Annotated in this window: 22 protein-coding genes and 1 other annotated feature; of the genes, 6 read left to right on the top strand and 16 right to left on the bottom strand. The window is 66.4% G+C overall.

Annotated elements, in window-relative coordinates:
* The first annotated feature begins 5 nt into the window (after positions 1-5).
* The gene (locus GBRO_RS03630) at positions 6-1,661 is read left to right on the top strand and encodes a serine hydrolase (RefSeq protein WP_012832638.1); all 1,656 of its coding nucleotides are present in this window, start codon (positions 6-8) and stop codon (positions 1,659-1,661) included.
* Between the two features lie 45 nt (positions 1,662-1,706).
* Here the strand turns inward: GBRO_RS03630 and GBRO_RS03635 are convergent, their stop codons facing one another.
* Entirely contained in the window at positions 1,707-2,723 is a 1,017-nt protein-coding gene (locus GBRO_RS03635) for an IS30 family transposase (RefSeq protein WP_012832639.1), read from the bottom strand.
* Positions 2,724-2,814: 91 nt separating this feature from the next.
* On the bottom strand, positions 2,815-3,777 hold the full coding sequence (locus tag GBRO_RS03640) for an IS3 family transposase (RefSeq protein ID WP_083775521.1): 963 nt from the start codon (positions 3,775-3,777) through the stop codon (positions 2,815-2,817).
* Positions 3,691-3,819, bottom strand: a sequence feature (AL1L pseudoknot). Its footprint overlaps the gene before it by 87 nt.
* Positions 3,820-3,980: 161 nt before the next feature.
* Between GBRO_RS03640 and GBRO_RS03645 the strand changes: the two genes are divergently transcribed.
* Complete coding sequence (locus tag GBRO_RS03645; RefSeq protein ID WP_012831990.1) at positions 3,981-5,291, top strand: ISL3 family transposase; 1,311 nt, start codon at positions 3,981-3,983, stop codon at positions 5,289-5,291.
* Here the strand turns inward: GBRO_RS03645 and GBRO_RS03650 are convergent.
* Positions 5,277-5,591 carry a transposase gene (locus GBRO_RS03650; protein WP_012832640.1) on the bottom strand — a complete coding sequence of 105 codons (315 nt, stop codon included), beginning with the start codon at positions 5,589-5,591 and terminating at the stop codon, positions 5,277-5,279. The two genes, GBRO_RS03645 and GBRO_RS03650, sit on opposite strands and share 15 nt — an antisense overlap.
* Positions 5,592-5,976: 385 nt before the next feature.
* Between GBRO_RS03650 and GBRO_RS03655 the strand changes: the two genes are divergently transcribed.
* The gene (locus tag GBRO_RS03655) at positions 5,977-7,758 is read left to right on the top strand and encodes an HNH endonuclease signature motif containing protein (RefSeq protein ID WP_227892845.1); all 1,782 of its coding nucleotides are present in this window, start codon (positions 5,977-5,979) and stop codon (positions 7,756-7,758) included.
* On the opposite strand, the gene GBRO_RS03660 is transcribed toward GBRO_RS03655, so the two are convergent.
* From GBRO_RS03660 to GBRO_RS03675, 3 genes are all read right to left on the bottom strand, one after another.
* Positions 7,748-9,018, bottom strand: a protein-coding gene (locus GBRO_RS03660) for an IS3 family transposase (RefSeq protein WP_085950389.1) whose coding sequence is annotated in 2 segments (ribosomal slippage) — positions 7,748-8,742 and positions 8,742-9,018 — 1,272 coding nt in all. Because the reading frame shifts where the segments join, the coding sequence is not laid out codon by codon here. The two genes, GBRO_RS03655 and GBRO_RS03660, sit on opposite strands and share 11 nt — an antisense overlap.
* Positions 9,019-9,247: 229 nt before the next feature.
* A complete protein-coding gene (locus tag GBRO_RS03670; protein ID WP_012832642.1) occupies positions 9,248-10,486 on the bottom strand; it encodes an oxidoreductase in 1,239 nt (412 codons plus the stop codon).
* 25 nt (positions 10,487-10,511) lie between these two features.
* Positions 10,512-11,087, bottom strand: coding sequence for a TetR/AcrR family transcriptional regulator (locus GBRO_RS03675; protein WP_012832643.1), 576 nt, complete (start codon positions 11,085-11,087; stop codon positions 10,512-10,514).
* 166 nt (positions 11,088-11,253) lie between these two features.
* On the opposite strand from GBRO_RS03675, the gene lpdA reads away from it, so the two are divergent.
* A complete protein-coding gene (gene lpdA / locus GBRO_RS03680; protein WP_012832644.1) occupies positions 11,254-12,639 on the top strand; it encodes a dihydrolipoyl dehydrogenase in 1,386 nt (461 codons plus the stop codon).
* Positions 12,640-12,919: 280 nt separating this feature from the next.
* Here lpdA and GBRO_RS03685 read toward each other — a convergent pair whose 3' ends face one another.
* Entirely contained in the window at positions 12,920-13,963 is a 1,044-nt protein-coding gene (locus GBRO_RS03685) for a linear amide C-N hydrolase (RefSeq protein WP_012832645.1), read from the bottom strand.
* A 212-nt stretch (positions 13,964-14,175) separates the two neighbouring features.
* On the opposite strand from GBRO_RS03685, the gene GBRO_RS03690 reads away from it, so the two are divergent.
* Positions 14,176-15,063 (top strand): DNA-3-methyladenine glycosylase family protein, encoded by an 888-nt coding sequence (locus GBRO_RS03690; RefSeq protein ID WP_012832646.1) that lies wholly within the window; start codon positions 14,176-14,178, stop codon positions 15,061-15,063.
* A 241-nt stretch (positions 15,064-15,304) separates the two neighbouring features.
* Here the strand turns inward: GBRO_RS03690 and GBRO_RS03695 are convergent, their stop codons facing one another.
* The 9 genes from GBRO_RS03695 to GBRO_RS03735 all read right to left on the bottom strand — a co-directional run bounded on the left by GBRO_RS03695 (position 15,305) and on the right by GBRO_RS03735 (position 24,004).
* Positions 15,305-18,577: a BTAD domain-containing putative transcriptional regulator gene (locus tag GBRO_RS03695; RefSeq protein ID WP_012832647.1), complete on the bottom strand. Its 3,273-nt coding sequence runs from the start codon at positions 18,575-18,577 to the stop codon at positions 15,305-15,307.
* A 111-nt stretch (positions 18,578-18,688) separates the two neighbouring features.
* Positions 18,689-19,498, bottom strand: a complete 810-nt coding sequence (locus tag GBRO_RS03700) for a hypothetical protein (protein WP_012832648.1) — start codon at positions 19,496-19,498, stop codon at positions 18,689-18,691.
* Complete coding sequence (locus tag GBRO_RS03705) at positions 19,495-20,250, bottom strand: ABC transporter ATP-binding protein (protein ID WP_012832649.1); 756 nt, start codon at positions 20,248-20,250, stop codon at positions 19,495-19,497. Before GBRO_RS03705 ends, GBRO_RS03700 begins: the two co-directional genes overlap by 4 nt.
* A 22-nt stretch (positions 20,251-20,272) precedes the next feature.
* Positions 20,273-20,734: a hypothetical protein gene (locus tag GBRO_RS03710; RefSeq protein ID WP_012832650.1), complete on the bottom strand. Its 462-nt coding sequence runs from the start codon at positions 20,732-20,734 to the stop codon at positions 20,273-20,275.
* A gap of 76 nt (positions 20,735-20,810) precedes the next feature.
* Positions 20,811-21,506, bottom strand: coding sequence for a FaeA/PapI family transcriptional regulator (locus GBRO_RS03715; RefSeq protein WP_012832651.1), 696 nt, complete (start codon positions 21,504-21,506; stop codon positions 20,811-20,813).
* Between the two features lie 25 nt (positions 21,507-21,531).
* Positions 21,532-21,927 (bottom strand): cupin domain-containing protein, encoded by a 396-nt coding sequence (locus GBRO_RS03720; protein WP_012832652.1) that lies wholly within the window; start codon positions 21,925-21,927, stop codon positions 21,532-21,534.
* Complete coding sequence (locus tag GBRO_RS03725; RefSeq protein ID WP_012832653.1) at positions 21,924-22,736, bottom strand: class I SAM-dependent methyltransferase; 813 nt, start codon at positions 22,734-22,736, stop codon at positions 21,924-21,926. The genes GBRO_RS03720 and GBRO_RS03725 overlap by 4 nt, the downstream gene beginning before the upstream one ends.
* Positions 22,737-22,825: 89 nt before the next feature.
* A complete protein-coding gene (locus tag GBRO_RS03730) occupies positions 22,826-23,464 on the bottom strand; it encodes a class I SAM-dependent methyltransferase (protein WP_041919709.1) in 639 nt (212 codons plus the stop codon).
* Positions 23,465-23,467: 3 nt separating this feature from the next.
* A complete protein-coding gene (locus GBRO_RS03735) occupies positions 23,468-24,004 on the bottom strand; it encodes a carboxymuconolactone decarboxylase family protein (protein ID WP_012832655.1) in 537 nt (178 codons plus the stop codon).
* An 80-nt stretch (positions 24,005-24,084) separates the two neighbouring features.
* Here GBRO_RS03735 and GBRO_RS03740 point away from each other — a divergent pair, with 80 nt between their 5' ends.
* The gene (locus GBRO_RS03740) at positions 24,085-24,540 is read left to right on the top strand and encodes a MaoC family dehydratase (RefSeq protein ID WP_012832656.1); all 456 of its coding nucleotides are present in this window, start codon (positions 24,085-24,087) and stop codon (positions 24,538-24,540) included.
* Positions 24,541-24,591 lie beyond the last annotated feature (51 nt).

The raw sequence follows: 24,591 nt of genomic DNA on the forward strand, positions 1-24,591 counted from the left end.
GTGCCATGACTGCTGGGTCGCCGGCTGATGATCGGACGATCGCACCGCACGGCGGCCTGCGCCGCACGTTCCGGGTGCCCGTGCTGGTGACCGCGATGCTGACCGTCGCGGTCCTTGCCGCCTGTTCCACCGACTCGTCATACCGGCCCGGTTCGTCGACGGTGCAATCCGAGGCCGGGAATCCCAACGCTCAGGTTGCCTCTCCGCTGCCCGCAGACGCGGTGGCCGACGCGGTGTCGCGGCTCGATGATCTGGTGTCGTCGATGATGCGCGACACCGGCATCCCCGGTTTGGCCGTTGCGGTGGTCGCGGGCGCAGAGACCAAGTACGCGAAGGGCTTCGGCGTCGCCGACGTCACCACCGGGGCGAGAGTCGACGCGGACACCGTGTTCCCGCTGGCGTCGATGTCGAAGTCCATCGGATCGACGGTGATCGCCACCCAGGTGTCCAACCGTGCCCTCGGGTGGGACGACCCGGTGATCACCGGTCTGCCAGGCTTCGCGCTGGCCGATCCGTACGTCACGCGGACCGTCACCGTCGCGGACATGTACGCACATCGGTCGGGGCTGCCCGACCACGCGGGCGACAAGATCGAGGATCTCGGCTATTCGCGGGCCGAAGTGCTCAACCGGTTGCGGTTCCTGCCGCTGGAACCGTTCCGGATCACCTACGAGTACACCAACTTCGGCGTCACCGCTGCAGCCGAGTCGGTGGCCAACCGGGTGCGCAAGGACTGGGAGACGTTGTCGGCAGACGCGGTCTACGGCCCGCTCGGCATGTCCCGCACCAGTTCTCGATTCCGCGACTTCGCCGCCCGCGAGAACCGTGTCGTCGGGCACGTCAAGGTCGACGACAAGTGGGTGACGACTCCGGCTCAGCGCGAACCGGATCCGCAGTCCCCGGCCGGTGGGGTCAGCTCATCGGTGAACGACGTCTCGCACTGGCTTGCCATGCTGCTGGGTGACGGCACATATCAAGGCAGGCAGCTGATCTCGCCGGAAGCACTGCTGCCGGCGATCACCCCGCAGATCGTGTCGTCGCCGGCGGCCGCCCCGGATGCGCGCGCCGGCTTCTACGGTTACGGGTTCAACGTGTCGGTGACCGAGGGCGGACGCACCCAGGTGAGCCACTCGGGAGCCTTCTCGATGGGTGCCGCCACCAACTTCCTGGTGCTGCCCTCGGCCGACGTGGCCATCGTCGTGCTCTCCAACGCCGCCCCGGTGGGCGCCGTCGAAGCGCTCACCGGCGAGTTCGCCGACCTCGTCCAGTTCGGTGCCATCAGGCACGACTGGCGCACCCTCTACGGGCAGGCATTCGCCGAGATGAGCACACCGTCGGGAAGCCTGGTCGGTAAGCCGCGGCCGGCGAACCCCGCTCCGGCGCAGCCACTTTCCGTGTATGCCGGAACCTACGACAATCCCCTGTACGGGCCGGCGGTGGTGCGCGAACAGGACGGCCGGCTCGTGCTCGCAATGGGACCCGGGGGCCGCGCGGTCCGTGAACTCACCCATTGGGATGCGAATACTTTCACGTTCACGATGCGTGACGAGAATGCCGAACTCGGGACCATTTCCAAGGTCACCTTCGACGGCCCGCGGATGACGATCGAGTATTACCAGGACGACGATGACCCGGGCGGAGGCGTCTTCACCCGCAGATGAGCGATGGGGGTGAACTCATCGATATCGGGAGAAACAGGGGCGATGTCAACCCGTGCAAGCAACGTTGTCTCGTAGGAGGGCTTCGAACTTTTCGCGTGGGGTGTAGAAGCCGAGTGTCTGTCGGGGGCGTTCGTTGAGTTCGCGGGCGATGGCGTCGAGGTAGGCCTGGTTGCTGGTGATAGCAGTCCCTTTGGGCAGGTACTCGCGGATCAGGCCGTTGGTGTTCTCGTTGGACGGGCGTTCCCACGGTGAATGCGGGTGTGCAAAGTAGATCGGCAGGTCAGCGGCCACGGTGATCGAGGCATGCTCTGCCATCTCGGTGCCCTGATCCCAGGTCAATCCTTGCCGCATGAACTCCGGCAACCCCTGGAGGTGATCGATCAACACATCGGCGACACCGTCGGCCTTCTTCCCGTCGGGCAACCCGAGGATCAGGGTGTAACGCGTGCTGCGTTCGACCAGGGTGATCGCGGCGGTCGTGTTGCCGGCCCCCACGATCAGGTCACCTTCCCACCAGCCGGGCACCCGCCGGTCGGTGGCGTCGGCGGGGCGATCATCGATGGACACCATGCCCACGATCCGCGCCGTGCGCTCACCGGGCTTCTTGCGGGATCTTCGTTGGGACTGCTTGCTGCGCCACATGATTCCCTGCCTGGCGAGTTCTTTGCCGGGATGGGCGTAGATCCACCGGTAGATGGCTTCATGCGAGACCCTGCGGCCCTGGGCGTCGAGGGAACCATCCATAAGTTCCACACTCTCGCCTGAGGCCTCCAGCCGCAACCGTCCCGCGATCTGCCGGGGTGTGCGGGAGGCCTTCAGATCCGCCCGCACCCGCGCCGCCAGCACCGGATCGGCGTCGATCGCACGGATCTGCGGGCGCGCCCTCGCCGCGGCGGCCTTCTTGTCCGCAGCCACCACCCGATACCCTGCCGCGGTGCAGTTGCGGCGGATCTCGCGTGAGATCACCGACTTGCACCGGCCCAGATGTGCTGCGATCGCGGTGACCGTCCAACCGGCTTTCACCCCCGTGGCGATCTCCGCTCGATCCTCGATCGTCAACATCCTGCGCCCCACTACAACCCCTGTCCACCAACGCCTCTCGGCTACCGTTGCTTCGAGGGTATGAATCGCCCCGGGTTTGCTGGAGGCTCGGTTAGTTGGTTCCGGCCTCTGCTGGGACCGGGTTCTCACGGTAGCTGGTGACCGTGTGGGCCGCCCAGTAGGCGGCCTCGTACTCGACCGGCGGGACGTGTCCGATCTCGCCGTGCAGACGGCGGTGGTTGAACCACTCGATGTACTCGGCGACCGCGATCTCGACGTCGCCGACACCGCCCCACCCGCTCTTCGGGCGCATGATCGGGTTGCGGATACATTCCGCCTTGAATAACGAGTTGAACGCCTCGGCCATCGCGTTGTCATACGAATCACCCTTGGAGCCAACCGAAGTCACCGCTTCAGCTTCGGCGAGACGCTCGGTGTAACGAATCGCTCGATACTGCACTCCGCGGTCCGAGTGGTGAATCAGTCCGGCCACATCCTGGCCGGCACGATCACGCGCCCACAATCCCATGTCTAAGGCGTCCAATGCGAGGTCGGTGTGCATCGTGGTCGAGACCTGCCAGCCGACGACCACGCGCGAGTACACGTCGAGGATGAACGCCGCGTACACCCACCCGGAGTGGGTGCGGATGTAGGTCAGGTCCGCCACCCACAAGGTGTTCGGCGCCTCGGCGGTGAACTGCCGGCCGACTCGGTCGGCCGGTTGCGGGGTTTCGGCGCCATCGCTGCGGGTGGTCCTGCGTGTCTTCAACCTCGGTATCCCTTGCAGTCCATCGGCTTTCATCAATCGTTCGACAGTGCAGCGCGCCACGTCGATATCCTTTCTGCGTAGTTCGGCGTGGACCTTGCGGGCACCGTAGACGCCGAGATTGTCGGCGTGCACGGTGCGGATCTCGCCGAGCATCTCCCGGTCACGCACCGTGCGTGGCGCCTCGGTCTTGTTCGCACTCAGGTGGGCTCGTACCGTGGACGGAGCGATCTGGGCGGCCGTGTCGCGTAGGGCCGCGCAGATCGGATCGACTCCGTGTTCGTCGCGAGAAGCGGCGACGAACTCCACGATCAACGCTGTGGGCGGTCGATCTCCGCGGCAAAAAAAGCGGCTCTTCCTGATTGACGGTGCGTGGAACAGGTTCTTGCGACCACAAGATGTAGGGGTGAGCAAGATCGCGGGGTGATGGGCGGTGTCGCTGGAGGTGTAGGCGGGTCCTGCGGTGTGAGGATGAAAGCTCTCACACCATCAGCCCGACACCGACAGGACCCATGTTGCAGCGTAGCGCTATTGCCGACACCATTTGCCGCACCATCGAGCTCGGGGTGACGATCACCGGTGCCGCCCTCGACGGCGAGGACCGCACCCACGTGTTCTGCGAGGTCCTGGAACCGAAGAACACATGTCCCGGATGCGGGCTGCCGGGTCGGCTGCGTGACCACATCGATCGTGAGGTCGCTGATCTGCCGATCGTGGGGCATCCGACTCGGCTGCATATCTCGGTGCCGCGCTATCTGTGCGACAACCCGGACTGTCCCACCACGATCTTTCGTGCCGACATCTCGACGATCGTGGCGCCGCGGGCACAGGTCACCCGGCGCACCACGACCTGGATTCTGCGGGCGATGATCGTCGACAAGATGTCGGTGACAGCGGTCGCCGCTGCGATCGGGATGAGTTGGAACACCGTGAACAACCTTGCGTTGGACGCGGCCCGCTCGTTGGCGTCCGCACCGGCCCGCCTGGACGGTGTGCGAGTCCTTGGGGTGGATGAGCACAAGTGGAAACACGTTCGCGGCAAGGGGGATTCGAGTTTCGTGACCGTGCTCGTCGACCTGACACCGATCGTCGATGGTACCGGGCCGGCACGTTTGTTGGACATGGTCGCCGGCCGTTCCAAGGCGGCGTTGAAGGATTGGCTGACCGCGCGCGATCCTGCGTTTCGTGACCGAATCAAGGTGGTGACGATGGACGGCTTCTCCGGGTATCGCACCGCGACCGCTGAAACCCTGGACAAGGCGCGTGCGGTGATGGATCCGTTTCATGTCGTGCACTTGGCCGCCGACAAGCTCACGGTGTGTCGTCAACGCGTACAACAGGATACGTGCGGACACCGCGGCCGTAGCGGGGACCCGCTCTACGGCATCCGCCGCCCTCTGCTCACCCGAATCGGCTTGTTGACCGACAAGCAGAAGACCCGCATCACCAACGGCCTCCAAGCGCGTGAGGAACATCTGGCGGTCGCGGTCACCTACGCCGTCTATCAGGACCTGATCGACGCCTACGACCAGCCGCACAAGCGAGACGGGAAGATCGCGATGTACAAGCTGCTCAAACGCATCCACACCGGCGTGCCAAAAGAACTCGCCGAACTCGCCCAACTCGGCCGCTCGCTGTGGGCTCGACGGACCGAGATCCTGGCCTACTTCGACACCGGCGCCTCCAACGGGCCCGTCGAAGCGATCAACGGCCGCCTGGAACACCTACGCGGGATCGCGCTCGGCTTCCGCAACCTCAACCACTACATCTTGCGGTCACTCATCCACTCCGGCGGCCTGGCAGAACACCTACACGCACTCTGAATCAGGAAGAGCCAAAAAAGCCGACGCCTGCTTCAAGATCGTGTTCGCCCGCCGCAGCTCGCGGTTCTCCCGCTCGAGCTGCGCGATCCGCTCGGAATCGCTGCTCGTGGTACCCGGCCGCTGCCCGCCATCGATTTCGGCTTGCTTGACCCAGGTGCGTAGCGCCTCCGGGTGCACACCGAGTTGATCGCCGATCCGTTTGAACGCTCCCGGCCGTGTGGCCGGGTCCTTGCGGGCTTCCACCGCCATCCGCGTCGCTCGCTCCTTCAGCTCAATGCTGTACTTCCGAGGTGCTGCCATGCTCTCCATCCTTCACAGGTTCGAGAGCCTCCGACGAACCCGGGGCGGTTCAGTATGACACCGCCAGGGTTGTCGGTGTGGCGTTCTATTCTTTCGGTAATGAGAATCGTGACTCGAGGGCATGGAGACGACGTGGCTGGGTCGTCAGGAATTGTCGGTGCGGGGTGATAGGCATGAATCATGCTGTACGACTTGGTTATCAGACACCTGTGGATTGCCGCATCGGCGGAATTGTCGGTGGCGTGAGATAGCGTGTGGTTATCGGTTGCACAGGCTCGTAGGTCAACACCGAGGGAAGGGGGTGAGGTGGATGTCGGTGGTGTGGTCGCAGATCCCGTCTGCGGTGATGGGGCTCCCCGCGGTGGATGGACCTGAGGTCTGCGGGGTGAATGATCTGGTGTTGTCGTTGGGTCAGGCCGAGCGTGGTCATTCCTATCTGTCCTGGTACACCTTGCGGGTTGCTGCTGAGTTGCATGCGAGGCTGGTGGAACCCGCGGGAGAGAGCGATCTGCGTGGTGTGGATGGCTTTGCTCAGTGCGCGGCGCGGATGGCGATCTCGTTGGCCATTTCCCAGGCGACTGCGGAAAAGCTGCTGCGGGAGGCCGTCGCTGTGCGTGATCGCCTGCCCCGGGTCGGGGAGTGTTTGCGTGACGGGTTGCTCACCGCGGGCAAGGTGTCGACGATCATCGCCGGTACCGATCTGTGTCATGGGCAGGAGTATGCCGGTGCGGTGGATGAGGCGATCGCCTCGGCCATCCGCGGTCGGGAGGGGGTGTGGTCGCGGGCTGCGGTTCGTGATCTGACCGACCGTATTGTGTTTCGCCATGATCCGGGCGCGGTGCGAGAACGCCGCCGCCGGGCCAACGAGGATCGTGCGATCTGGGTGGATGACGACGGTGACGGGATGGCGGTGGTGGCCGCGTCGATGAGCAGTGAAGACGCCCAGATCGCGATCGCGTCGGTTCGGTCGTTGGCCGAGTGTGTCTGCCGGCATGATCCACGTGGTGTCCGGGCGCGCGGTTCGGATGCCTGTTTCGCACTGTTGACCGGCACCCGGTTCGAGTGTTTGTGTGCGCGGGCGGACTGCACCGCCGAGATTCCCGAACCGGGGATGTTGCCGCCGGCGCAGGCGCGCATCGTCATCCACGTCGTTTGTGACGAGAAGACGCTGTCTGATCCTGAGGACACCACCCCGGGTTACCTCGATGGCGACGGTGTGATTTCCGCCGATCATGTCCGCGACCTCGCTGACCGGTCTGATGCGCTCATCCGACCCATCAACCCTCAACCCGCCACCGCCACACCCGCCGAGCCGGCCGTCCCCTCGGAGGACTCTGTGCTGGCGGAGGATATTGGTGCACCGCAAGACATTCCGTCCGCATCGGCCGAATCAGACCCGGTTGGGGACACGCCCGCGGCACCCGAATCGGCGCCGCGCACGTCGAATATCGTCGGTCCCGAGCCCGGTCCCGAGCCCGGTCCCGAGCCCGGTCCCGAGCCCGGTCCCGAGCCCGAGCCCGAACCCGGTCCCGAGCCCGAACCCGAACCCGAACCCGAACCCGAGGCCGAACCCGAAACCGGACCTGAGTGCGAGTCGGCCAACAAGGCAGACACCCTCATCGATTCGACACCACGTGGCGGGGGCGGGTTGGCGCCACACCTCCCCTCGGATCCGTACCGGCCGACGGCTGCGCTGACCAGCTATGTCCATTCCCGTGACGGCCGCTGCAGTGTGCCCGGCTGTACCCGCCCGGCCTGGTCCTGCGATCTCGACCACATCACCGAATACAACCACGACAACCCGGCCGCCGGTGGTCGCACCCACCCATCGGGAATCGCTGACAAATGCCGCTTCCATCACCTGCTGAAAACGTTCTCCGACTTCCTCGACGACATGGTTCTCGACGATCAGGGGCGCCCGCACACCACGTTTGTCACTCCGGAAGGTCTCGTCCTGCCCGGTCGCGCCGACTCGGTCATCGACGTCATCCCCACGCTGGGCCGGGTCCGGTTCGTTGACCCCGGCACCCACCACCCGCCACCGCGCATCATCTACGGTGCCGACACCCCACCCGCGCGGCGTCAGACCCGCACCGCCGCCAAACACGCACGCCGCCACCAAGAACGCATGATCCACCCCGGCTTTTCCGGAGAGCTCAGGTTGTGAGTGCCCCCTCCGGATTGAGGGTGCGCATGTGATCGTAATGGAGTCGCTCAGCGTGGTCGGGGGTGAGGTCGTCGCAGTAACTGTGTGGGCGTTCACGGTTGTAGAACGCCACCCATTCGGCCGTGCCCAGTGACAGTTCGGTCGCGCCGTGAAATCGCGGCTGGTTGTCGACGAGTTCGTTCTTGTAGTCAGAGTTCACCGACTCCGCGAGCGCGTTGTCGTAGCTATCCCCAACGCTGCCAATAGAAGCCGCGATGCCTTCCTCGGCCAACCGCTGCCCGAACACAATCGCTGTGTACTGCGATCCCGCGTCTGAATGGTGTATGAGTCTCGTTAAATCAACTACACCGCAACGCTTTCGGTTGTCTATCGCGTTGTTGATGGCATCGGTAACCAGGTTCACTGTCATTTCCGAGGCCACTTTCCAGCCGACAATCTTGCGGGCGAACACATCGATGACGAACGCCGTGTACGCCCACCCCGACTTGGTGCGGCAGTAGGTAAAATCGGCTACCCACAACCGATTTGGTGCCGCAGCATAGAACTGTCTGTCGACCAGATCCGCCGGCCGCGACGCTGCCGCATCAGGGATGGTCGTACGCACTCGCTTCTTCTTACTCGCGCCATGCCATCCCATCTCCCGCATCACTCGTTCAACAGTGCATCGAGCAACATCAATACCACTGCTGCGCAATACTATCCATGTCTTGCGTGAACCCAGAACCCGCATCAGCGGTCGCTTCCGGCGCAAAGCGAAGATCGCATCGATGACCTGCGCATCGGCGAACATGCGGGCGCTCGGCCCGCGGTTGATGTGATCATAGTAAGTGGACGGGGCGATGTGGATACCATGCTCGCAGAGCACGGCGCACATCGAATCGACGCCCCAGACAAGGCCATCCGCACCCACCTGGTGTCCCTGGTGAGTGCGGATGAACTCCACAATTAGCGGTGTGGCCGGTCGATCTCGGCCGCGAAGAAAGCCGACGCCGCCTTCAGGATCCCGTTCGCTCGTTTGAGCTCGGCCACCTCGCGCTTGAGTCGTCGAATCTCCTCGCTATCGGCCTTGGCTGGCGCGCTGGCGGCGCCCGACGGCGCCTTGCGCACCCACTGGCGAACCGTCTCCGCCGAGCCGACTCCGAGCAAATCCGCAGTCTTGCCCATCGCCGCCCACTCGGTGGACCCCTGAGCCACCAACTGCTCGACCATGTCCACCGCGTCGCGCTTCAACTCATCCGAGTATCGCTTCGATCCTGCCACTGCCATAGGTTTCATTCTCCCTTGAGACGAACCCTCCGGAAACACCGGGACGGATCAGCATGCGCAACCGCCGCCGACGCACCCATCTCATCGAACAGACCCGACGCGAACACGACACCGGACCCGCACCACCCTTCTGATCAACCGGCGGAGCGATCAAGCAAGTTCGTCGCCGGTAGATGAAGGCTGCTGGCAGCGCGGGATGCGCCGGTGACATCAGGCCACGGGCTCAGGCGAGGACCTCGCCGGTCCGGACCGGACATCGGGTGTGCGAGTAGATCGTCGGCATGCACAGATTGCAGTGCGTGCACGCCGACGTCGTGGTGGCGTCGGCGGCAATCCGCAGCGGCAGATCGGGTTCACGGAGCAGGGCGCGACCCATTGCGACGAAGTCGAATCCCTCGGCGAGCGCGGTGTCCATCGACGCGCGGTCGGTGACACCGCCGAGCAGGATCAGCGGTAGGTCAACTGCCGCACGGAGCTGCCGTGCGAGCGGCAGCAGATATCCGTCGTGATAGTCGTAATGCTTCAGGAAGAACGGGCCGGCGGCTTTGAGCCCCCAGCGCATCGTGCCGCGGAAGGCGTCGGCGAAGGCCGCGCGGGGGGCGTCGCCATGAAACAGGTACATCGGGTTCAGGAGCGAACTGCCGGCCGTCGGCTCGATGGCATCGAGGTGCCCGTCGCTCTCCAGAAGCTGTGCAACAGAACATGCTTCGTCGATGTTGAAGCCGGACCAGCGACGTCCGCCACGGCCCGGTCCCGGCCGGCCGACGCCGTCGTACATGTTGAGTTTCACCCAGACGGCGGCTTCGTCGCCGACCTCCTCGCGCACCGACTCGACGACCTCACGAGCCAACCGTGCGCGATTGACCAGGGAACCGCCGTATCCGTCGCGGCGGTGGTTGAGCAGGGGGGACAGGAAGCAACTGATCAGATAGTTGTGGCCGCAATGGATTTCGAGTCCGTCGAACCCGCTGTCTACGGCGATGCGCGCCGCCCGCCGGAAAGTGGCATGCAGCCCCGCGATGTCGTCGAGGCTCACCTTGTGGGTCACCGACATCCCCATCGGCGCCGGAATGCGTGACGGCCCAAGGGCCTTGGCCCGATTCGAGACCGAGTTCGCCACCGGACCGGCGTGTCCGAGCTGAGCGGCGGCGATGGCACCTTCTGCGTGTATGGCATCGGTGAGTCGTCGCAACCCCGGCATGGCCTCGGGCCGCAGCCAGATCTGGTGGCGATCGGTACGGCCCTCCGGTGCGATCGCGCAGTAGGCGACGGTACTCATGGCGACCCCGCCGGCCGCCACCTCGCGATGGAACTCGATGAGATCGTCGGTCACCAGGGCATCAGGGGTCATGCCTTCGAAGGTGGCGCACTTGATCAGACGGTTGCGCAGGGTCAGTGGGCCGAGCGTCGCGGGACTGAACGGGCCGTCGGCGGGGGTGGTGTTGCGTTGGGGGCTGGTCATCGTGCGTCCTCGGTCGGGGGATGGGTCAGGCAGGTGCCGAGAGTCCGGCGGTGACGAAGTCGGCCAGAGCTGTGACGGCAACCGGATGAAGCGGCTCGGCAGCACCGACGCGCGTCAGGATGAGGTCGAAGGCGAAGGCCCAGCGTCGAGCGGCCGCGGCCTCGTCGAGTTCGGGGACGGACGCGGTGAGCAGACGTGCCCACGAGTCGATACGGAACCATCGTCCGGTCCACGGTGCCTTCGGGTGGGTGAGCACGAACCGCGACAACAGACGCAGATGCAGATGCCCGAGCGGATCGCCCTGCAGGCTGATCAGCGGGTCGATGATGAGGCCGACGATGTGCCTCACCGAGTCGCTTCCCGGCTCGACCCGATCGAGGGGATCCGCCCAGATGGGGCCGAGGCGGTCCTCGAGTAGCGCGACGACCAGGTTGTCCTTGGAACCGAAGTGGTAGTGAACCGCGGCCGGATTCGCGCCTGCGGCCGAGCAGATGGCGCGCACGGAGACATCGTCGTAGCCGTCGGAGAGAAACAGTCGCTCGGCTGCGGTCAGCAGTACGTCGCGGGTGGTTGCCGTCGAGGTGTCGCGCGTCACATTCACGATGTAAGCACAGTTCAATCACCGATTCAATCAGTGATTGAAACAGCAGCCGGTCGCTGCGGGTGAAAGATCCGATGCCACATCGCGCCGGTCCCGACCGCCTGCCTTACTCCTGAGTAGCGGGACACCCTGCGGCGATGTCACGGCGGGACGTAGGCTGGCAGTCGTGGCTGAACACTTTCAAACAGTTGTATTGGGTGCAGGTCCAGGTGGGTACGTCGCCGCGATCCGGTCGGCTCAGCTGGGCATGAAAACCGCCGTCATCGAAGAGAAGTACTGGGGCGGTGTGTGTCTCAACGTCGGATGTATCCCGTCCAAGGCGTTGTTGCGAAACGCGGAACTCGCGCACATCTTCAACCATCAGGCCAAGACCTTCGGGATCACCGGCGAGGTGGCCTTCGACTTCGGTGCTGCGTTCGATCGCAGTCGCAAGGTCAGCGAGGGCATCGTCAAGGGTGTCCACTTCCTGATGAAGAAGAACAAGATCACCGAGATCGACGGATACGGGAAGTTCAAGGACGCGAAAACCATCGTCGTGGGGGATCGGGAGATCACCTTCGACAACGTCATCATCGACACCGGTTCCACGGTGAAATTGCTGCCCGGCGTCGAGCTCTCCGACAACGTGGTCACCTACGAGACCCAGATCCTCACCCGTGAGCTGCCCGAATCCATCGTGATCGTCGGCGCCGGGGCCATCGGCATGGAGTTCGGTTACGTCCTGGCCAACTACGGCGTCGACGTGACGATCGTCGAGTTCCTCGACCGCGTCCTGCCCAACGAGGACGCCGACTCCTCCAAGGCCGTCGCCAAGGAGTACAAGAAGCTCGGCGTCAAGATGATGACGTCCACCAAGGTGCAGTCGGTCACCGACAACGGCGACAGCGTGACCGTCACCTACAAGGACGCCAAGGACAACGACGGCGAACTCACCGTCGACAAGGTCCTCATGTCCGTCGGCTTCGCGCCGCGAGTCGAGGGCTTCGGCCTGGAGAACACAGGCGTCGAGCTGACCGACCGCGGCGCCATCGCGATCGACGACTTCATGCGCACCAACGTCGAGGGCATCTACGCCATCGGCGACGTCACCGCCAAACTGCAGCTCGCCCACGTGGCCGAGGCGCAGGGCGTCGTGGCCGCCGAGACCATGGCCGGCGCCGAAACCATGACCCTGGGCGACTACCGGTTCATGCCGCGGGCCACCTTCTGCCAGCCGCAGGTCGCGTCCTTCGGGCTCACCGAGGCGCAGGCCAAGGACGAGGGTTACAACGTCAAGGCCACCACTTTCCCGTTCAGCGCCAACGGCAAGGCCCAAGGACTCGGCGAGACAACCGGATTCGCCAAGCTCATCACCAACGCCGACACCGACGAACTCCTCGGCGGGCACCTTGTGGGCGACAACGTCTCCGAGATGCTCCCGGAGATGACGCTGGCCCACAAGTGGGATCTGACCGCCAAGGAACTCGCCCGCAACGTGCACACCCACCCGACGATGTCGGAAGCACTCCAGGAGACGTTCCATGGCGCGATCGGGCACATGATCAACTTGTGAGCCGCGCCGGGCACGAACATCGACCCGACCTCGTGTTCGATCGCCGGGCTCGTGAGGCTGCCATGTTCGATCACCGCGGCGAGCCGTCCGCTGGGCTCGCCGCGGATGGCGATGACGGGGTCGAGTTCGTCGACCAGGGTGTCGTAGCACTGTGACTTGATGGTGAAGGCCCACGCCACGACACCGACCCTGGTGTGGTCGCGGTAGACCACATCCCGGGCTGCCGCGCGCACGACCGAGCGCACCGGGACCCCGAACTCCTGTGCTTCCGTCGTGATCGTCAGGGGGTGGCGGTCGGCGTCGCTGGTTCCGGCTGCCCGTGTTCGAGCTGTCTTAGCAGCTCGAAGGACAGGAAGGTCATCGGGCCGTCGTCCTCGAAGTCCTGCGCGGCATTGCCGGCAATTCCGCCCTGCAGCGACAGTTTGCTCTGCAGGTCGAGTTTCAGTTGCGGCGTACCCTCGCCGAAGTCGAGATCGTCGAGATCGACCCAGACGATGTTGGGCCGGGTCGTCGACTCGAAGACATAGCGCTTGTTGGTCAGATCCAGGACCGTCTGCCAGATGGTCTGTGACGCATCGGGTTTGCCCGGGTCCGGGATGCGGAACGGCTGAGCGGCGTTGCGGATGACGCTGAACATGCTCGCGACCGCTTCCTGCTGGCTGGCCGGAACCGGGAGGCGCGATGCGTAGTAGGCCGCGCGGGCGAACCGGTGCTCGGCAACGGTGTCGCCGGGTAGCGGGTCCGTACCGCCGAGTCCCTCCCACCGCTTGAGCAGTTCGAGCTGCTGATCGTAGGTCGGGGAGTTCGTCATCACCGAGTATGACTTGTCGTGATAGACGCGGGCATGGCCGTCGACGTACTCGATGATCGCCGAGTCGCCGGTGGCGTCGTCGAGCGCGAGATGGATCGTCGGGGGATTGCCGCCGGTGGGATCGGGCATCTGGATCACCTGGACGTCGGTCTCCGAGATCCACGCGACCGCGTCGGCCACGGTCGCGAAGTTGTCCAGGAAGTACTGCAGCCACGCGGCTTGGCTGAGGGCCGGACGCGACTCGTCGAGGTCGCCATAGGTGGACTCGGCCAGCCAGAGGACGTGCCCGGCGAGTCCGGCCTCGTTGATGCCGTCGACGGAGATGATGTCGAAGGCGGCGGCGATCACGCTGCCGTACTTCGACGTCCAGGTGAGTTCACCCTTGACCCCGTCGTCGCGGGCCACCCCGCGGGGGTGCTTCCACAGGTTCGTCATCAGATCCTTGTGGAAGTCCATGTTGCGGCCGACCAGGACGGCACCGTTTGCGTCTGGCCAGATCACCCGTGTACACATCGCTCGCTCGCTTTCGGTGTGGATGCGGTTGCCGTCGATTCGACTCGGAGGCGACAGCGTGCTGTCGCAATGATGCGTGGGGTAACCGATCCAGTTCCTCGGTGTCTCACATTTGTTCCGCGGAAGGCACAGAACGGAGTCGGGACCTGAGGAATCGGTAGATCGAATCCACCAGAATCGGGAAGGCCGGACGCGGACCATACCATCGACTCATGGCGGCAGGCGGTGAACCGATTCGACGGACCTGGAGTCCGCCGGGCCCGGTCGACCTGCGCATGACGGTCGGTCTGCACCGGCGTGGCGCCGGGGACCCGGCGTTTCGTTACGGGCGTGATGGATCGGTGTGGCGGGCGGTTCACACACCCGACGGCCCGGGCACGGTGACGATGGCGGCGACCGGTGGCGTCATCGAAGCCCGTGCCTGGGGGCCCGGGGCACGATGGTTGATCGAGATGGTGCCGGACTTCCTGGGAGTTGCAGACGATCCCGACGATTTACGCGCCGATGATCCAGTAGTCCGGCGTCTCGCGGCCCAGGCCCGAGGGCTACGGATCGGCCGCAGCGGGCGCGTGTGGGAGGCGCTGGTGCCGGCGATCCTGGAACAGAAGGTCGTCGGACGAGAAGCGTGGCGCGCGTGGCGGCATTTGCTCCGACGCTACGGTGAGCCCGCACCGGGACCCGTCGGCGACATGCGGGTACCGCCCCCGCGTGCGGACTGGGCTGCCATCCCGTCCTGGGAATGGCACCGCGCCGGCGCCGAACCCGTCCGGATGCGCACCATCCGCGGCGCGACATCCATCGACGTCGAGCGGCACGCCGACAAACTCACCGTGCTCCGCGGAGTGGGCAGGTGGACCGAGGCTGAGACGCGGATGCGGGCGGTCGGCGATCCGGATGCGGTGCCGGTGGGGGACTATCACATCCCCTCTCTCGTCGGACAGACACTGATCGGTGAGCCCGTCGACGATGACGGCATGCTCGAGTTGCTCGAACCCTATGCGGGACAACGTGGTCGGGTGGTGCGCATGTGCGAGCTGTTCGGCACCTTCCCGCAGCGCAAGGGCAACCGGATGTCGGTGCGGGACTACCGGTCGATCTGAGGACGACCCGTCCGGACAGGACTTCGGTCGTAACCGGCGGTTGGGCGGCCTCTGCTGGCAGAGGGTCCTGCTGTGGGGTTGTGGGTTGCGGGTGCGAACATTGTTGTCGCACTGGTGGTTTCGACACGCGGCGGTTCGTTCCTCGCCGACGCGGCTCAACCAGCAGGTGGGGTGGCGCAACGAGCAGGTGGGGTCGCGGCTCAACCAGCAGGTGGGGCGGCTGAGTCGGTAGAGGGGTGCGTCAACCGATCTCGGCCAGTTGCCGACGGACATCGGCCATCACCGTCGCCGAGATCTCCCGATGGCGCGCCGCGGCATCGGCATCGCCGCAGAGTTCGGCGAGTCCGGCCAGCAGGTCGTCCATCGGTCCGAAGACGACGCTCGTCGAGGTGAGCCCGGCGATGCTGCCGCTCCAATCCTTCAGTTCCGCATACAGTTCCGCGGCTTCCTCGGCCATGCCGAGTTTGATCAGGGCGTAGGCATGGAAGGCTTCGAGTGCCGTCCAGTAGTAGTCGCGCACCGTGCGATAGCCGCGAGCAGCGACGGTGCGCGCCTCGTCGAGGCGTCCGGCGTCGATGAGTGCGGCAGCATATACCCAGGCGATGGATTCCGGTGCGGTCTCGTAGATGTTGCGGAGTCCGGCGTCGATGAGGTGTCCGACGGACCCTCGGTACCAGCCGATAGACAATTCCTCGATGAGGGTGAACACCTCGCCGGCTGGGTTGCCGGCCGCCGCGAGCTGCGCCCCGATGGCGTGGTAGGTGGCCGCGGCCTTGTCGAGGTCCCCGCGCAGAACGTCGAGCACCGCGCCGAAAGTGGCTTGTACCACCACCAATTCGGCGACCTTACCGCTCGTCGCCGACTGCATCGCCAGACTCATCTCGCGGTGCGTGGCAACCAGATCGGTCTGTCCGGCGCGGGTCACAGCCATGAAGAAGTGGGCGGCCGCGGCGTAGTCGGTATTGCCGACGCTCTCTGCGGTGGCCACGAACTCCTCGGCGAATCCCGCGAGCAGATGGTTGTCGTCGGGACCGATAGCGGTGTGCACGCGGGAATTGAGTGCGGCACAAAGCAATTCCGGATCATCGACCGTTCGGGCCAGATCGAGGGCCTCCTGCGAACACTGCGCCGCGAACCGTTCCTCGTTGCCCTCGAACTCGGCGACGGCGGTCACCAGCAGCCATGCGCGGTCGGCACCGGTGGTGTGCGGCAACATCTCTCGGATCGCCGTGCTCATCACAGGATCGAGCAGTCGGTCCGGGCGGGTCGTCCAGATCGACGGAGTGCGCCAGCAGGTGAGAGCCGTCAGGACGAGGTGGTCGTCACCCACGGAGCGGGCCAGTGTCAGGGCCTCTTCCCGCCGCGACCGCGCTTCGCCGATCACACCCGAATGTGCCAGGGCGGTCACCAGATTGCACAACGACTGGACCATCGCCCCCTTGTCGGAGGCGCCCGCGCTGTCGCGGTCGTGACCGGCCATCGCGTGCAGGTCCACCGCCGAGCGCCACAGTCCGGCGGTGTCGTCTGCGCCGAAACGGTGCCGGGCAGCGTCTTCGACGATGCTCAGCGCTTCGCTCGTGGTGGCCGGGCTCGCACCCAACGCTGCGTGGTGGGCCAGCTCGTCGACCGAGGCGTCCGAGGTGGAGCGAAGGTGCTCCAGCACACGCCAGTGCAGACGCCGTCGTCGCAGCGCCGGGATGGCGTCATAGATCGCCTCCCGCATCAGGACGTGATTGAACACAACCCGATCGACGGTGGCGGTGAGCAATCCGGCGACCACCGCCGAGTCGATCGCGTCGAGGACGGCATCCTCGCCGCCCGAGTCGTCGGGCCACAGCGCGATCAGGGTGTCGATGGCGGCCTCCCGTCCGCACATCGCGGCCAGCCGGAGCAGGGTGACAGCATTCTCGGGTAGGCGTTCTGCTCTGCGTAACAACACATCTCGCACCCCGCTGGGCACCGCGCGCTGCGCGTCCCGCGGACCGCGTGAGGCCACCAGCTTGGCGAGTTCCCGCACGAACAGCGGATTCCCGTCGGTTCGCGAACGCAGCAGTTCGACGGTGGCGTCATCGACCGGATCGAGCCCGGCCGACGCGGCGAGTTCCCGGATGCCGTCGTCGGACAATCCCGACAGTGCCAGCAGATCGGCGGTGACCGAGATCAGGGCCGCGCCGGAGGCCTGGAGTTCCACTTCTGCCTCCGACGGCCGGTAGGTCGCGAGAACCAGAATGGGCTGCTCGGCCAGCCAGGTCACCGCCTGCCGTAACACCTGAAGCGTTGCACTGTCCGCGCGGTGGACGTCGTCGAGCACGAGGAGGATTCCGTAGCGGTCAACACTGGTGGCCGACAACGCTTGACAGGCAGCGACGACCTCGCGGGCGATGGTGAACGGATCGTCGGCGGTGTGCGAATGGCCGAGGGCGTCGATGATCTCTCGCCATGCCCACGCGGTGGGGGCGCCGTCGACCTCGGGGCAATGCCCGACGGCCACCGGCCAGCCGGCCGACCGTAGTCGCCGGACGAGGCCACGCGCCAATGTGGATTTGCCGCCACCGGCCTCCGCGGTCACCCATACGATGCGTAACCCGGTGCGGCGCACGGTATCGGCATGCATCATCAGCTTCTCGAGTTCCACCTCCCGGCCCGCCGATTCCTCGATGCCGGCGCCGGCCGCATCGGCCGGTTTCGGTGTCGGGACGGACGCGGCGGTAGGCTGCCTGGCAGCGTCGAGTGCCCGATCATGCTGCAGGATGGCGGTTTCCAGGTCACGAAGGGCTGGACCGGGGTCGACGCCGAGTTCGTCGGAGAGGTAATCGCGAACGGTGCGTAGCGTGGCCAGCGCATCGGCCTGCCGACCCAGCCGGTACTGCGCGAGCGCCAACAGCCGGAAGATCTCCTCGCGGGTGGGGTGGGAGTCGGTGAGACCCGTCAGCGCGGCCACGACCTCGGTGGGCCGGCCCAGATCCAGTGCGGCGGCGGCGCGTTGTTCGACGGCGGTGAGATGTACCTCGCCGAGGCGCACCGTCTCGGCCCGCGCCCACTCGTCGGTGGCATGCGCGCCGAACGGTTCACCCCGCCACAGCGCCAGAGCGGCGTCGGAGTTGGCGTACCGGGCGGCCGGATCGTCGGCGGGGGTGGTGACGAGGTCGTCGAATCGCCACAGGTCCACGGCATCCCGCGGGAGGCGCAGCGCGTAGCCCGGCGCCTCGCTGACCAGGATGCGCGCGGGTGTTCGTGGCGCGCGTCCCGGCTCCAGGATGCGCCGCAGGTTGGAGACGTGGACCTGTAGTCCGGCCAGCGCCTTGGGTGGCGGTTCGCCGTTCCACAGGTCATCGATCAGCCGGTCGGTCGACACGACGTGACCGTCGGCGGCGACCAGCCGTGCCAGCACGGCACGTTCGCGGCGTGACTTGATGTCGGCGACGACGCCGTCGACTTCCACGCGGACCGTTCCGGACATGGTGATCGAGACGTGGTGATCGAGGTCATGGGCGGGTGCGGCGTCTGCCGGCATCGCTCACGCTCCTCGCCGCGGCCCGGATTGTCGGGGTTGGCCGCACCACGAAAGATTATCGCCGCATCGGCGGGGCCGCGTGTCGTTCGGTCGGTCGCATCGTGATGCGGTTCAGCGCCGACGACGCACCGCGAGGACCCCGCTGCCGAGCGCGAACATGCCCAGCGCGATGGCGCCGAGGTAGATCAGGGCGCCGTCGGGTCCCCAGGGTGGGAACAGCGAGAGTTCCTGACCGGTGCCGAAGACACCGTTGAGGAAGGGCATGTAGGTCTGCACCGTGTAACCGTTGGGGATCAGGCTGATGGCATTCTCGACGATGTAGGCCCAGCCGAGCAGGACGGCGACGGCGGTGGCGGGATGGCCGATCACCGCGGCCAGCCCGACACCGACGCCGACGGCCAGCACGCCGTAGATCGGTACGGTGAGCAGGAAGCGGATTCCGGCCGACGAGGTCAGGTCGACTCCGCCGTACACCGTGGGGAACATGGTGGGCAGCACCAGCATGACGACGCAGACCAGGATGGCCGAGCAGATCGCCGACCACCCGCCGTAGACGATCCAGCGGGCCAGCGCCGCGGTCGCCGCGCGCGGATACAGGTAGCGGGCGATCTCGCCGACCGGGCCGCGTTCACCCATCGCCTGCGCGTAGGTGGCGATGACCGCCCAGGTGATGACGGTGAAGGTGATCACCCAGTACACCGAGTTGGTGGTGGGGACCTCGCTCACGCTGATGCTGCTGGAGATGGTCGCGAACCGTTCGCCGACCATCGCGACGCCGAAGGTGACGATCAGCGGCAGGATCACCGCACCGGGGACGGCGCCGAACAGCAGGATGCTGCGCCGGCCACCGGACCGGGTGCTCTCGGCGCGGATGGCGCGTATGAGTTGTTCTGCTGCACAGCGGATTCCAGTGCGCGTCATGTCGGCCCATCACCGGACCGAGCCGGGTTGCCCTCGCCCTGATCGGCTGTCTGGTCGTCACGGGTGACCGTTGCGATGTAGGCGTCCTCGAGCGTGTGGTGTCCGACGACGAACTCCTCGACGGTGGTATCGGCGACGACCCGTCCGCCGTCCAGCACGATCACCCGGTCACCGGTGCGGCCCACCTCGTCCATCAGGTGGGAGGCGATGAGCAGGCTGCGGCCTTCGTCCGCGAGATCCCGCAGAAGGCCACGCAGCCAACGGATTCCGTCGATGTCGAGGCCATTGAGTGGTTCGTCGAGCAGGATCGTCGACGCGTCGCCGAGCAATGCGCCGGCCAGGCCGAGTCGCTGTTTCATGCCCAGCGACAGGTCGGTCACCCGACGGCTCCGGGCGTCGGCGAGCCCCACCTGGTCGAGCAGATCGTCGACCCGGCGACGGTCCACGCCACCGGCGTCGGCGAGCCACCGCAGATGGCGTCGTGCGGTGTGGCCGGGATGAAAAGCGTCGGTGCCCAGGTGGATTCCCACTTCGGTGAGTGGTCGGGGCGCCCGGGCGAGCGGGCGATCGTTGACCAGGACGGTGCCGGTCCGCGGACGGGTGATCCCGCAGATGGTGCGCAGCAGCGTGGATTTGCCCGCGCCATTGCGGCCCAGCAGATAGACCAGCTGACCGGGCGCCACGGCGGTGCTCACCTCATCGAGAATCTGCTGCCCGCCCAGCCGGACGGACAGACCGTCGACGGTGATCATCGTGGTGTGCCGAACCCGGTGCTCAGCGGTTGCAGTAGATGTTGAGGCCGACCCCCTTGACGCCCTGGCACAGCGAGCTGGCCGCGAGCTTCCAATTGCCCTGCTTCTTGAACTCGATGGTCATCTTGATGGTCGGGCGACCGGCGGAGCCGGCGTTCAGCGTGGCGGTGACGCTGTTGCCGCGCTGCACCAGTGGTCCGGTCATCTGGTGGCTGCCCTTGGGCGCCCGGAACAGACCCAGGTTGTAGACGGTCTTGGGCACGATCACCGCGTTGGTGCCGCCCTCGACGTTCGCGGCCTTCGCGCTGTCGGAGGCCGGCGTGCCGACCAGGAACTCGACGATGTCGTTGAGCTCGCCGAGCGACGGGCGTTCGCTGGTGACGGTGAAGTTGGGTGGGAACGTCTTGGCCGCAGCGGTGCCGCTGAACGAGACGGCCAGCATGACGGTCGCGATGGCGACGACGACCCGGCGGATCTGATGCATGATGCACTCCTTTGTGTCGGGCGACCTCGCGCCCTATTTAAAGGAATCTAATCATCTAAATATGCTGAGGCAACCCTTACCGCGGTGTGACGTTGCTCGCGGGGGTGCGCAGGCGGGACAGGCGCAGGGTGATCTCGCAGTCGCCCTCCGGATCGGGCAGGACGTCGACGAGGTACTGCGAGGCCAGTGCGGGCGAACTGGTGGCGAGGGTCTGCTCGATGACACCGCGCGCGACGCCGCGGGCCACCTCCGGATGATCGCGAGCGATGTCCTTGAGTGGGCAGGAACAGATCCGCAGTTCGTGGGTGCCGAAGGCGCTGACCGTACCCGACACCCGAAAACCGAGCTGACCCAACGTTTCCGCGGCCACCGTGACGGGATCGGGCAGATCGGGCGTTGCCGACAGTGTGGATGTGGACGGGGGACTCGTGTGCGCGTCGGCCCAGAGCCGTCCGGCCTCCGCACCGGCACGTTCCCGCGCCGCCGGTGTGCTGCCGAGCTGGGCGAGCAGCGCACCGAGCAGATCGCCGACCGGCGGGCTCGACACCGCGACATAGCCGACGCGGGGCCGACCGGCCGTCGTCGAACGCATCGTCGTCGTCGAGACCCGGCCGTCGGACACCAGATTGTTCAGATGAAACCGGGCGGTCGTGACATGGATGCCGAGGGCTGCGGCCACCTCCCGCACGTCACAGGGGGTGCCACGCTCGGTGAGGACCGCGAGCACGTTGGCGCGCGGATCGCCGTCGCGGGTCCGGGACTCCTCACCCATCGGGTCGGCTCCTCTCAACTCGTGTCTACTCGTGGTCGAGGACGAGCAGCGTCACCACGGCGTCGGTGACCGCGGTGAGCGCATGTGTCACACCGGCTTCCACGTGCACCGCGGCGCCGGGGCGCAGCGCGACGGTGTCACCGCCGACCGCGAAGTCGACCTCGCCGGTCTGGCCGAGGACCAGGATAGGCCGCGCGGCCCGATGGTCGGCCATCACCTGCCCGGCCCGGAACGACAGCCGGAGCACGTTGACGCCGGTGGCCCGGGCCAGTAGTGCGATGTCGGGCCGGCTACCGGGTTCGGCCGGGCCGGTCCCCGCCGCCTCGGCCAGGCCGGTCAGCGGGGTCCAGGTGGACGCGTCCCCGGCGACCGCCGGCCCGGTATTCCCGGCGACCGCCGGCCCGGTATTACTGCCGGTCACGACCGGCCCGGCTTCACGGCGATGACCTCGATCGCGGCCAGTTCGTCGCGGTACTTGGTGAAGGTCGCGCGCATGCCGAGCACCCGTTTGCGGGCATCGCTGTCGCGCAGGACGTTGCCCACGAAGCGCAGGGTGCGCAGCGGTCCCTCGTCGGCGAGCACCCGTCGCGGTTGCAGTGGTGCCATCTTGGCGAAGCCGACCTTCTTGATCTCGAAACCGGCGTCGGTGAACAGTTTTCGCCATTCCTGCTCGGTCAGCGGACGTGCGTTGACCTTGATGGAGCGGGCCAGCTGCTTGCGGATCTCGGTCTTGGCCTCGTCGGGCAGGGTATCGGGGTGCAGCGCGAGTTCGTGGATGGCATAGCGGCCGCCGGGGCGCAGCACGCGGAAGGCCTCGGCCACGATCTCGGCCTTGGCGCGATCGGACTGCATGGTGAGCATGGCCTCGCCGATGGCGACGTCCACGCTCTCGTCGTCGAGGCCGGTTGCCGACGCGTCGCCGGGTACCACGCGGCCGCGGTCACCCACCACACCTTCGGTGAGACCGGCTGCGGCCGAATCGGATTCGACTCCGACGTAACTCCGGGGGGTGCGTTCGATGATCGACGCCGCAGTCTTGCCGAGACCGGGTGCGATCTCGAGGACGTCGGCTCCGGCGAGGTCGGCGTCGTCGAGCAGGCGTTCGGTGAGTTCGCGGCCGCCGGGGCGGAGCACGCGCTTGCCGAGGCGGGCGAGCAGCCAGTGGCCCGGCAGATCCTCGGTCTTGCGACCGGCAAGGGGAAGTGCGTCGTGGGACGGCTGGCTGGGCATCGGTGCTCCTCAGATCGACGGATCGTCGATGCCATGATCAGCATCGGCTATTTAGAGGATAACTCTGCTCTAAATAGTCGTCCACGGGGTCAGGACTTGATACCGATCACGTACTGGCCCTGGCCGGTGATGGTCTGCTCCACGTGTTCGAGGCCGGCGGCACGCAGCCGGTCGACGATCTCGTGGCGGCCGAAGATCCGATAGCCCGACGCCCCGGCCACTTCGCGGACACCCGGTAGCGAGCTGACGCCGGTGACGACGGAGGTGAACACGATGACCTCCCCGCCGGTCCGCGCGACCCGGACCAACTCGTCGAGAACGGGGATCGGGTCGGGGATGAGGTAGAGCGCCGCCAGACAGGTGACGGTGTCGAAGGTGTTGTCGGCGAACGGCATTGCGTGTGCGTCGGCGCGCAGGTAGGCGGCGCGCTCGGTGCGGTTGGTGCGGGCGGCCCGGCTGAGCATCGGTGCGGAGTAATCGATCCCGATGCACCGGCCGTCGCCGGTCAGACCGTTGGCGATCTGGCGGGTGTAGTTCCCCGGCCCGCAGGCGACGTCGAGGACGAGGCGCTCGCCGGGGCGGGACAGGTAGGCGCGCAGGGCGCGGTCGTAGTCCTCGGTGGCGGTGCCGCCGAAGCTGAACAATCGGGTGAACGTCGGCCGCCAGAGGTGCTCATACACCTGTGCGAACAGCGGGTTCTTCATGAACCGCATGCTGAGTGAGTCCATAGCTCACGCCCGGGTGTCGCGCTGGATACGCAACGTGTGGATGGTGGTGGCCAGCCCGTCGTACTGCCCGACGAGCAGGACGAAGGCGATGAGCCGACGGTCGTCGAGGTGACGGGCGAGCGCGGCCCAGGTGGTGTCGGAGATGTCGTCGGTCTCGACGAGTTCGTCGGCCGCCCGCAGCATCGCCCGCTCCCGGTCGCCCCAGCCGGCGTCGGGGCCCTCGATGATCCGGGCGAACTCGTCGTTGTCGATTCCGGCGCGCTTGCCCAGGCGACGATGATGATCGAGTTCGTAGTCGCAGCTGCGCCGATGGGCGACGCGGATGATGATCATCTCGGAGTCCTTGCGGGACAACGCCCCGAACGGCATCAATCGGCCCGAGTAGTGCAGCCAGGCGCGGAAGACACCGCGGGTCCGGCCGAGCGTGGAGAAGATCCGGGCGTCGTCGACCCCGATGACGCGGGCGGCGCCCCGCGCGAAAACCCAGTTGAGCGGGCCGAGGTCGCGGAAGCGGCCGGGTGTGATGCGAGGGGTGCTCATGTGGGCCACGGTAGACTACCGGCGCCGACGACAGGACCCGGATCATCCGGCCGGGCCACCCCACGAGATACGGAGACGCAATGGCGCGCACCTTCACTTCAGTCGACGAGATCCGGGCCGCGATCGGGGAGGACCTCGGCAGCGGCGAGTGGCTCGAGATCACTCAGGATCGGGTGAACGCCTTCGCCGAGGCCACCGGCGATCACCAGTGGATCCACGTCGACCCCGAACGTGCGAAGTCGGGGCCGTTCGGTGCGCCGATCGCGCACGGATACCTCACCCTGTCCTTGCTGCCCATGCTCGCGGGCGACATCTTCGGCGTCGAGGGTCCCAAACTCGTCATCAATTACGGCATGAACAAGGTGCGCTTTCCCAATCCGGTGAAGGTCGGAGCGCGTATCCGCGCCAACGCCGTCATCGTCTCGGTCGACGAAACCTCCGCCGGGGTCAGCATGGTCGTCAAGAATGCCGTCGAGATCGAGGGTGAGGACAAGCCGGCCTGTGTGGCCGAGAACGTGCGGGTTCTCGTCTACTGACGCCCCGGCCGCGCGTTGATCGTGGGCAGGCTCAAGTGGTCAACGAAATTG

The organism is Gordonia bronchialis DSM 43247 (genome assembly GCF_000024785.1).
Taxonomy (GTDB): Bacteria; Actinomycetota; Actinomycetes; order Mycobacteriales; family Mycobacteriaceae; genus Gordonia; species Gordonia bronchialis.

What these genes read in the sequence shown, in the direction of transcription:
- GBRO_RS03630 (WP_012832638.1), top strand. Translation starts at nt 6, where the DNA reads ATGACTGCTGGGTCGCCGGCTGATGATCGGACGATCGCACCGCACGGC.
- GBRO_RS03635 (WP_012832639.1), bottom strand. Translation starts at nt 2,723, where the DNA reads ATGTTGACGATCGAGGATCGAGCGGAGATCGCCACGGGGGTGAAAGCC.
- GBRO_RS03645 (WP_012831990.1), top strand. Translation starts at nt 3,981, where the DNA reads ATGTTGCAGCGTAGCGCTATTGCCGACACCATTTGCCGCACCATCGAG.
- GBRO_RS03650 (WP_012832640.1), bottom strand. Translation starts at nt 5,591, where the DNA reads ATGGCAGCACCTCGGAAGTACAGCATTGAGCTGAAGGAGCGAGCGACG.
- GBRO_RS03670 (WP_012832642.1), bottom strand. Translation starts at nt 10,486, where the DNA reads ATGACCAGCCCCCAACGCAACACCACCCCCGCCGACGGCCCGTTCAGT.
- GBRO_RS03685 (WP_012832645.1), bottom strand. Translation starts at nt 13,963, where the DNA reads ATGTGTACACGGGTGATCTGGCCAGACGCAAACGGTGCCGTCCTGGTC.
- GBRO_RS03690 (WP_012832646.1), top strand. Translation starts at nt 14,176, where the DNA reads ATGGCGGCAGGCGGTGAACCGATTCGACGGACCTGGAGTCCGCCGGGC.
- GBRO_RS03695 (WP_012832647.1), bottom strand. Translation starts at nt 18,577, where the DNA reads ATGCCGGCAGACGCCGCACCCGCCCATGACCTCGATCACCACGTCTCG.
- GBRO_RS03700 (WP_012832648.1), bottom strand. Translation starts at nt 19,498, where the DNA reads ATGACGCGCACTGGAATCCGCTGTGCAGCAGAACAACTCATACGCGCC.
- GBRO_RS03705 (WP_012832649.1), bottom strand. Translation starts at nt 20,250, where the DNA reads ATGATCACCGTCGACGGTCTGTCCGTCCGGCTGGGCGGGCAGCAGATT.
- GBRO_RS03710 (WP_012832650.1), bottom strand. Translation starts at nt 20,734, where the DNA reads ATGCATCAGATCCGCCGGGTCGTCGTCGCCATCGCGACCGTCATGCTG.
- GBRO_RS03715 (WP_012832651.1), bottom strand. Translation starts at nt 21,506, where the DNA reads ATGGGTGAGGAGTCCCGGACCCGCGACGGCGATCCGCGCGCCAACGTG.
- GBRO_RS03725 (WP_012832653.1), bottom strand. Translation starts at nt 22,736, where the DNA reads ATGCCCAGCCAGCCGTCCCACGACGCACTTCCCCTTGCCGGTCGCAAG.
- GBRO_RS03730 (WP_041919709.1), bottom strand. Translation starts at nt 23,464, where the DNA reads ATGGACTCACTCAGCATGCGGTTCATGAAGAACCCGCTGTTCGCACAG.
- GBRO_RS03735 (WP_012832655.1), bottom strand. Translation starts at nt 24,004, where the DNA reads ATGAGCACCCCTCGCATCACACCCGGCCGCTTCCGCGACCTCGGCCCG.
- GBRO_RS03740 (WP_012832656.1), top strand. Translation starts at nt 24,085, where the DNA reads ATGGCGCGCACCTTCACTTCAGTCGACGAGATCCGGGCCGCGATCGGG.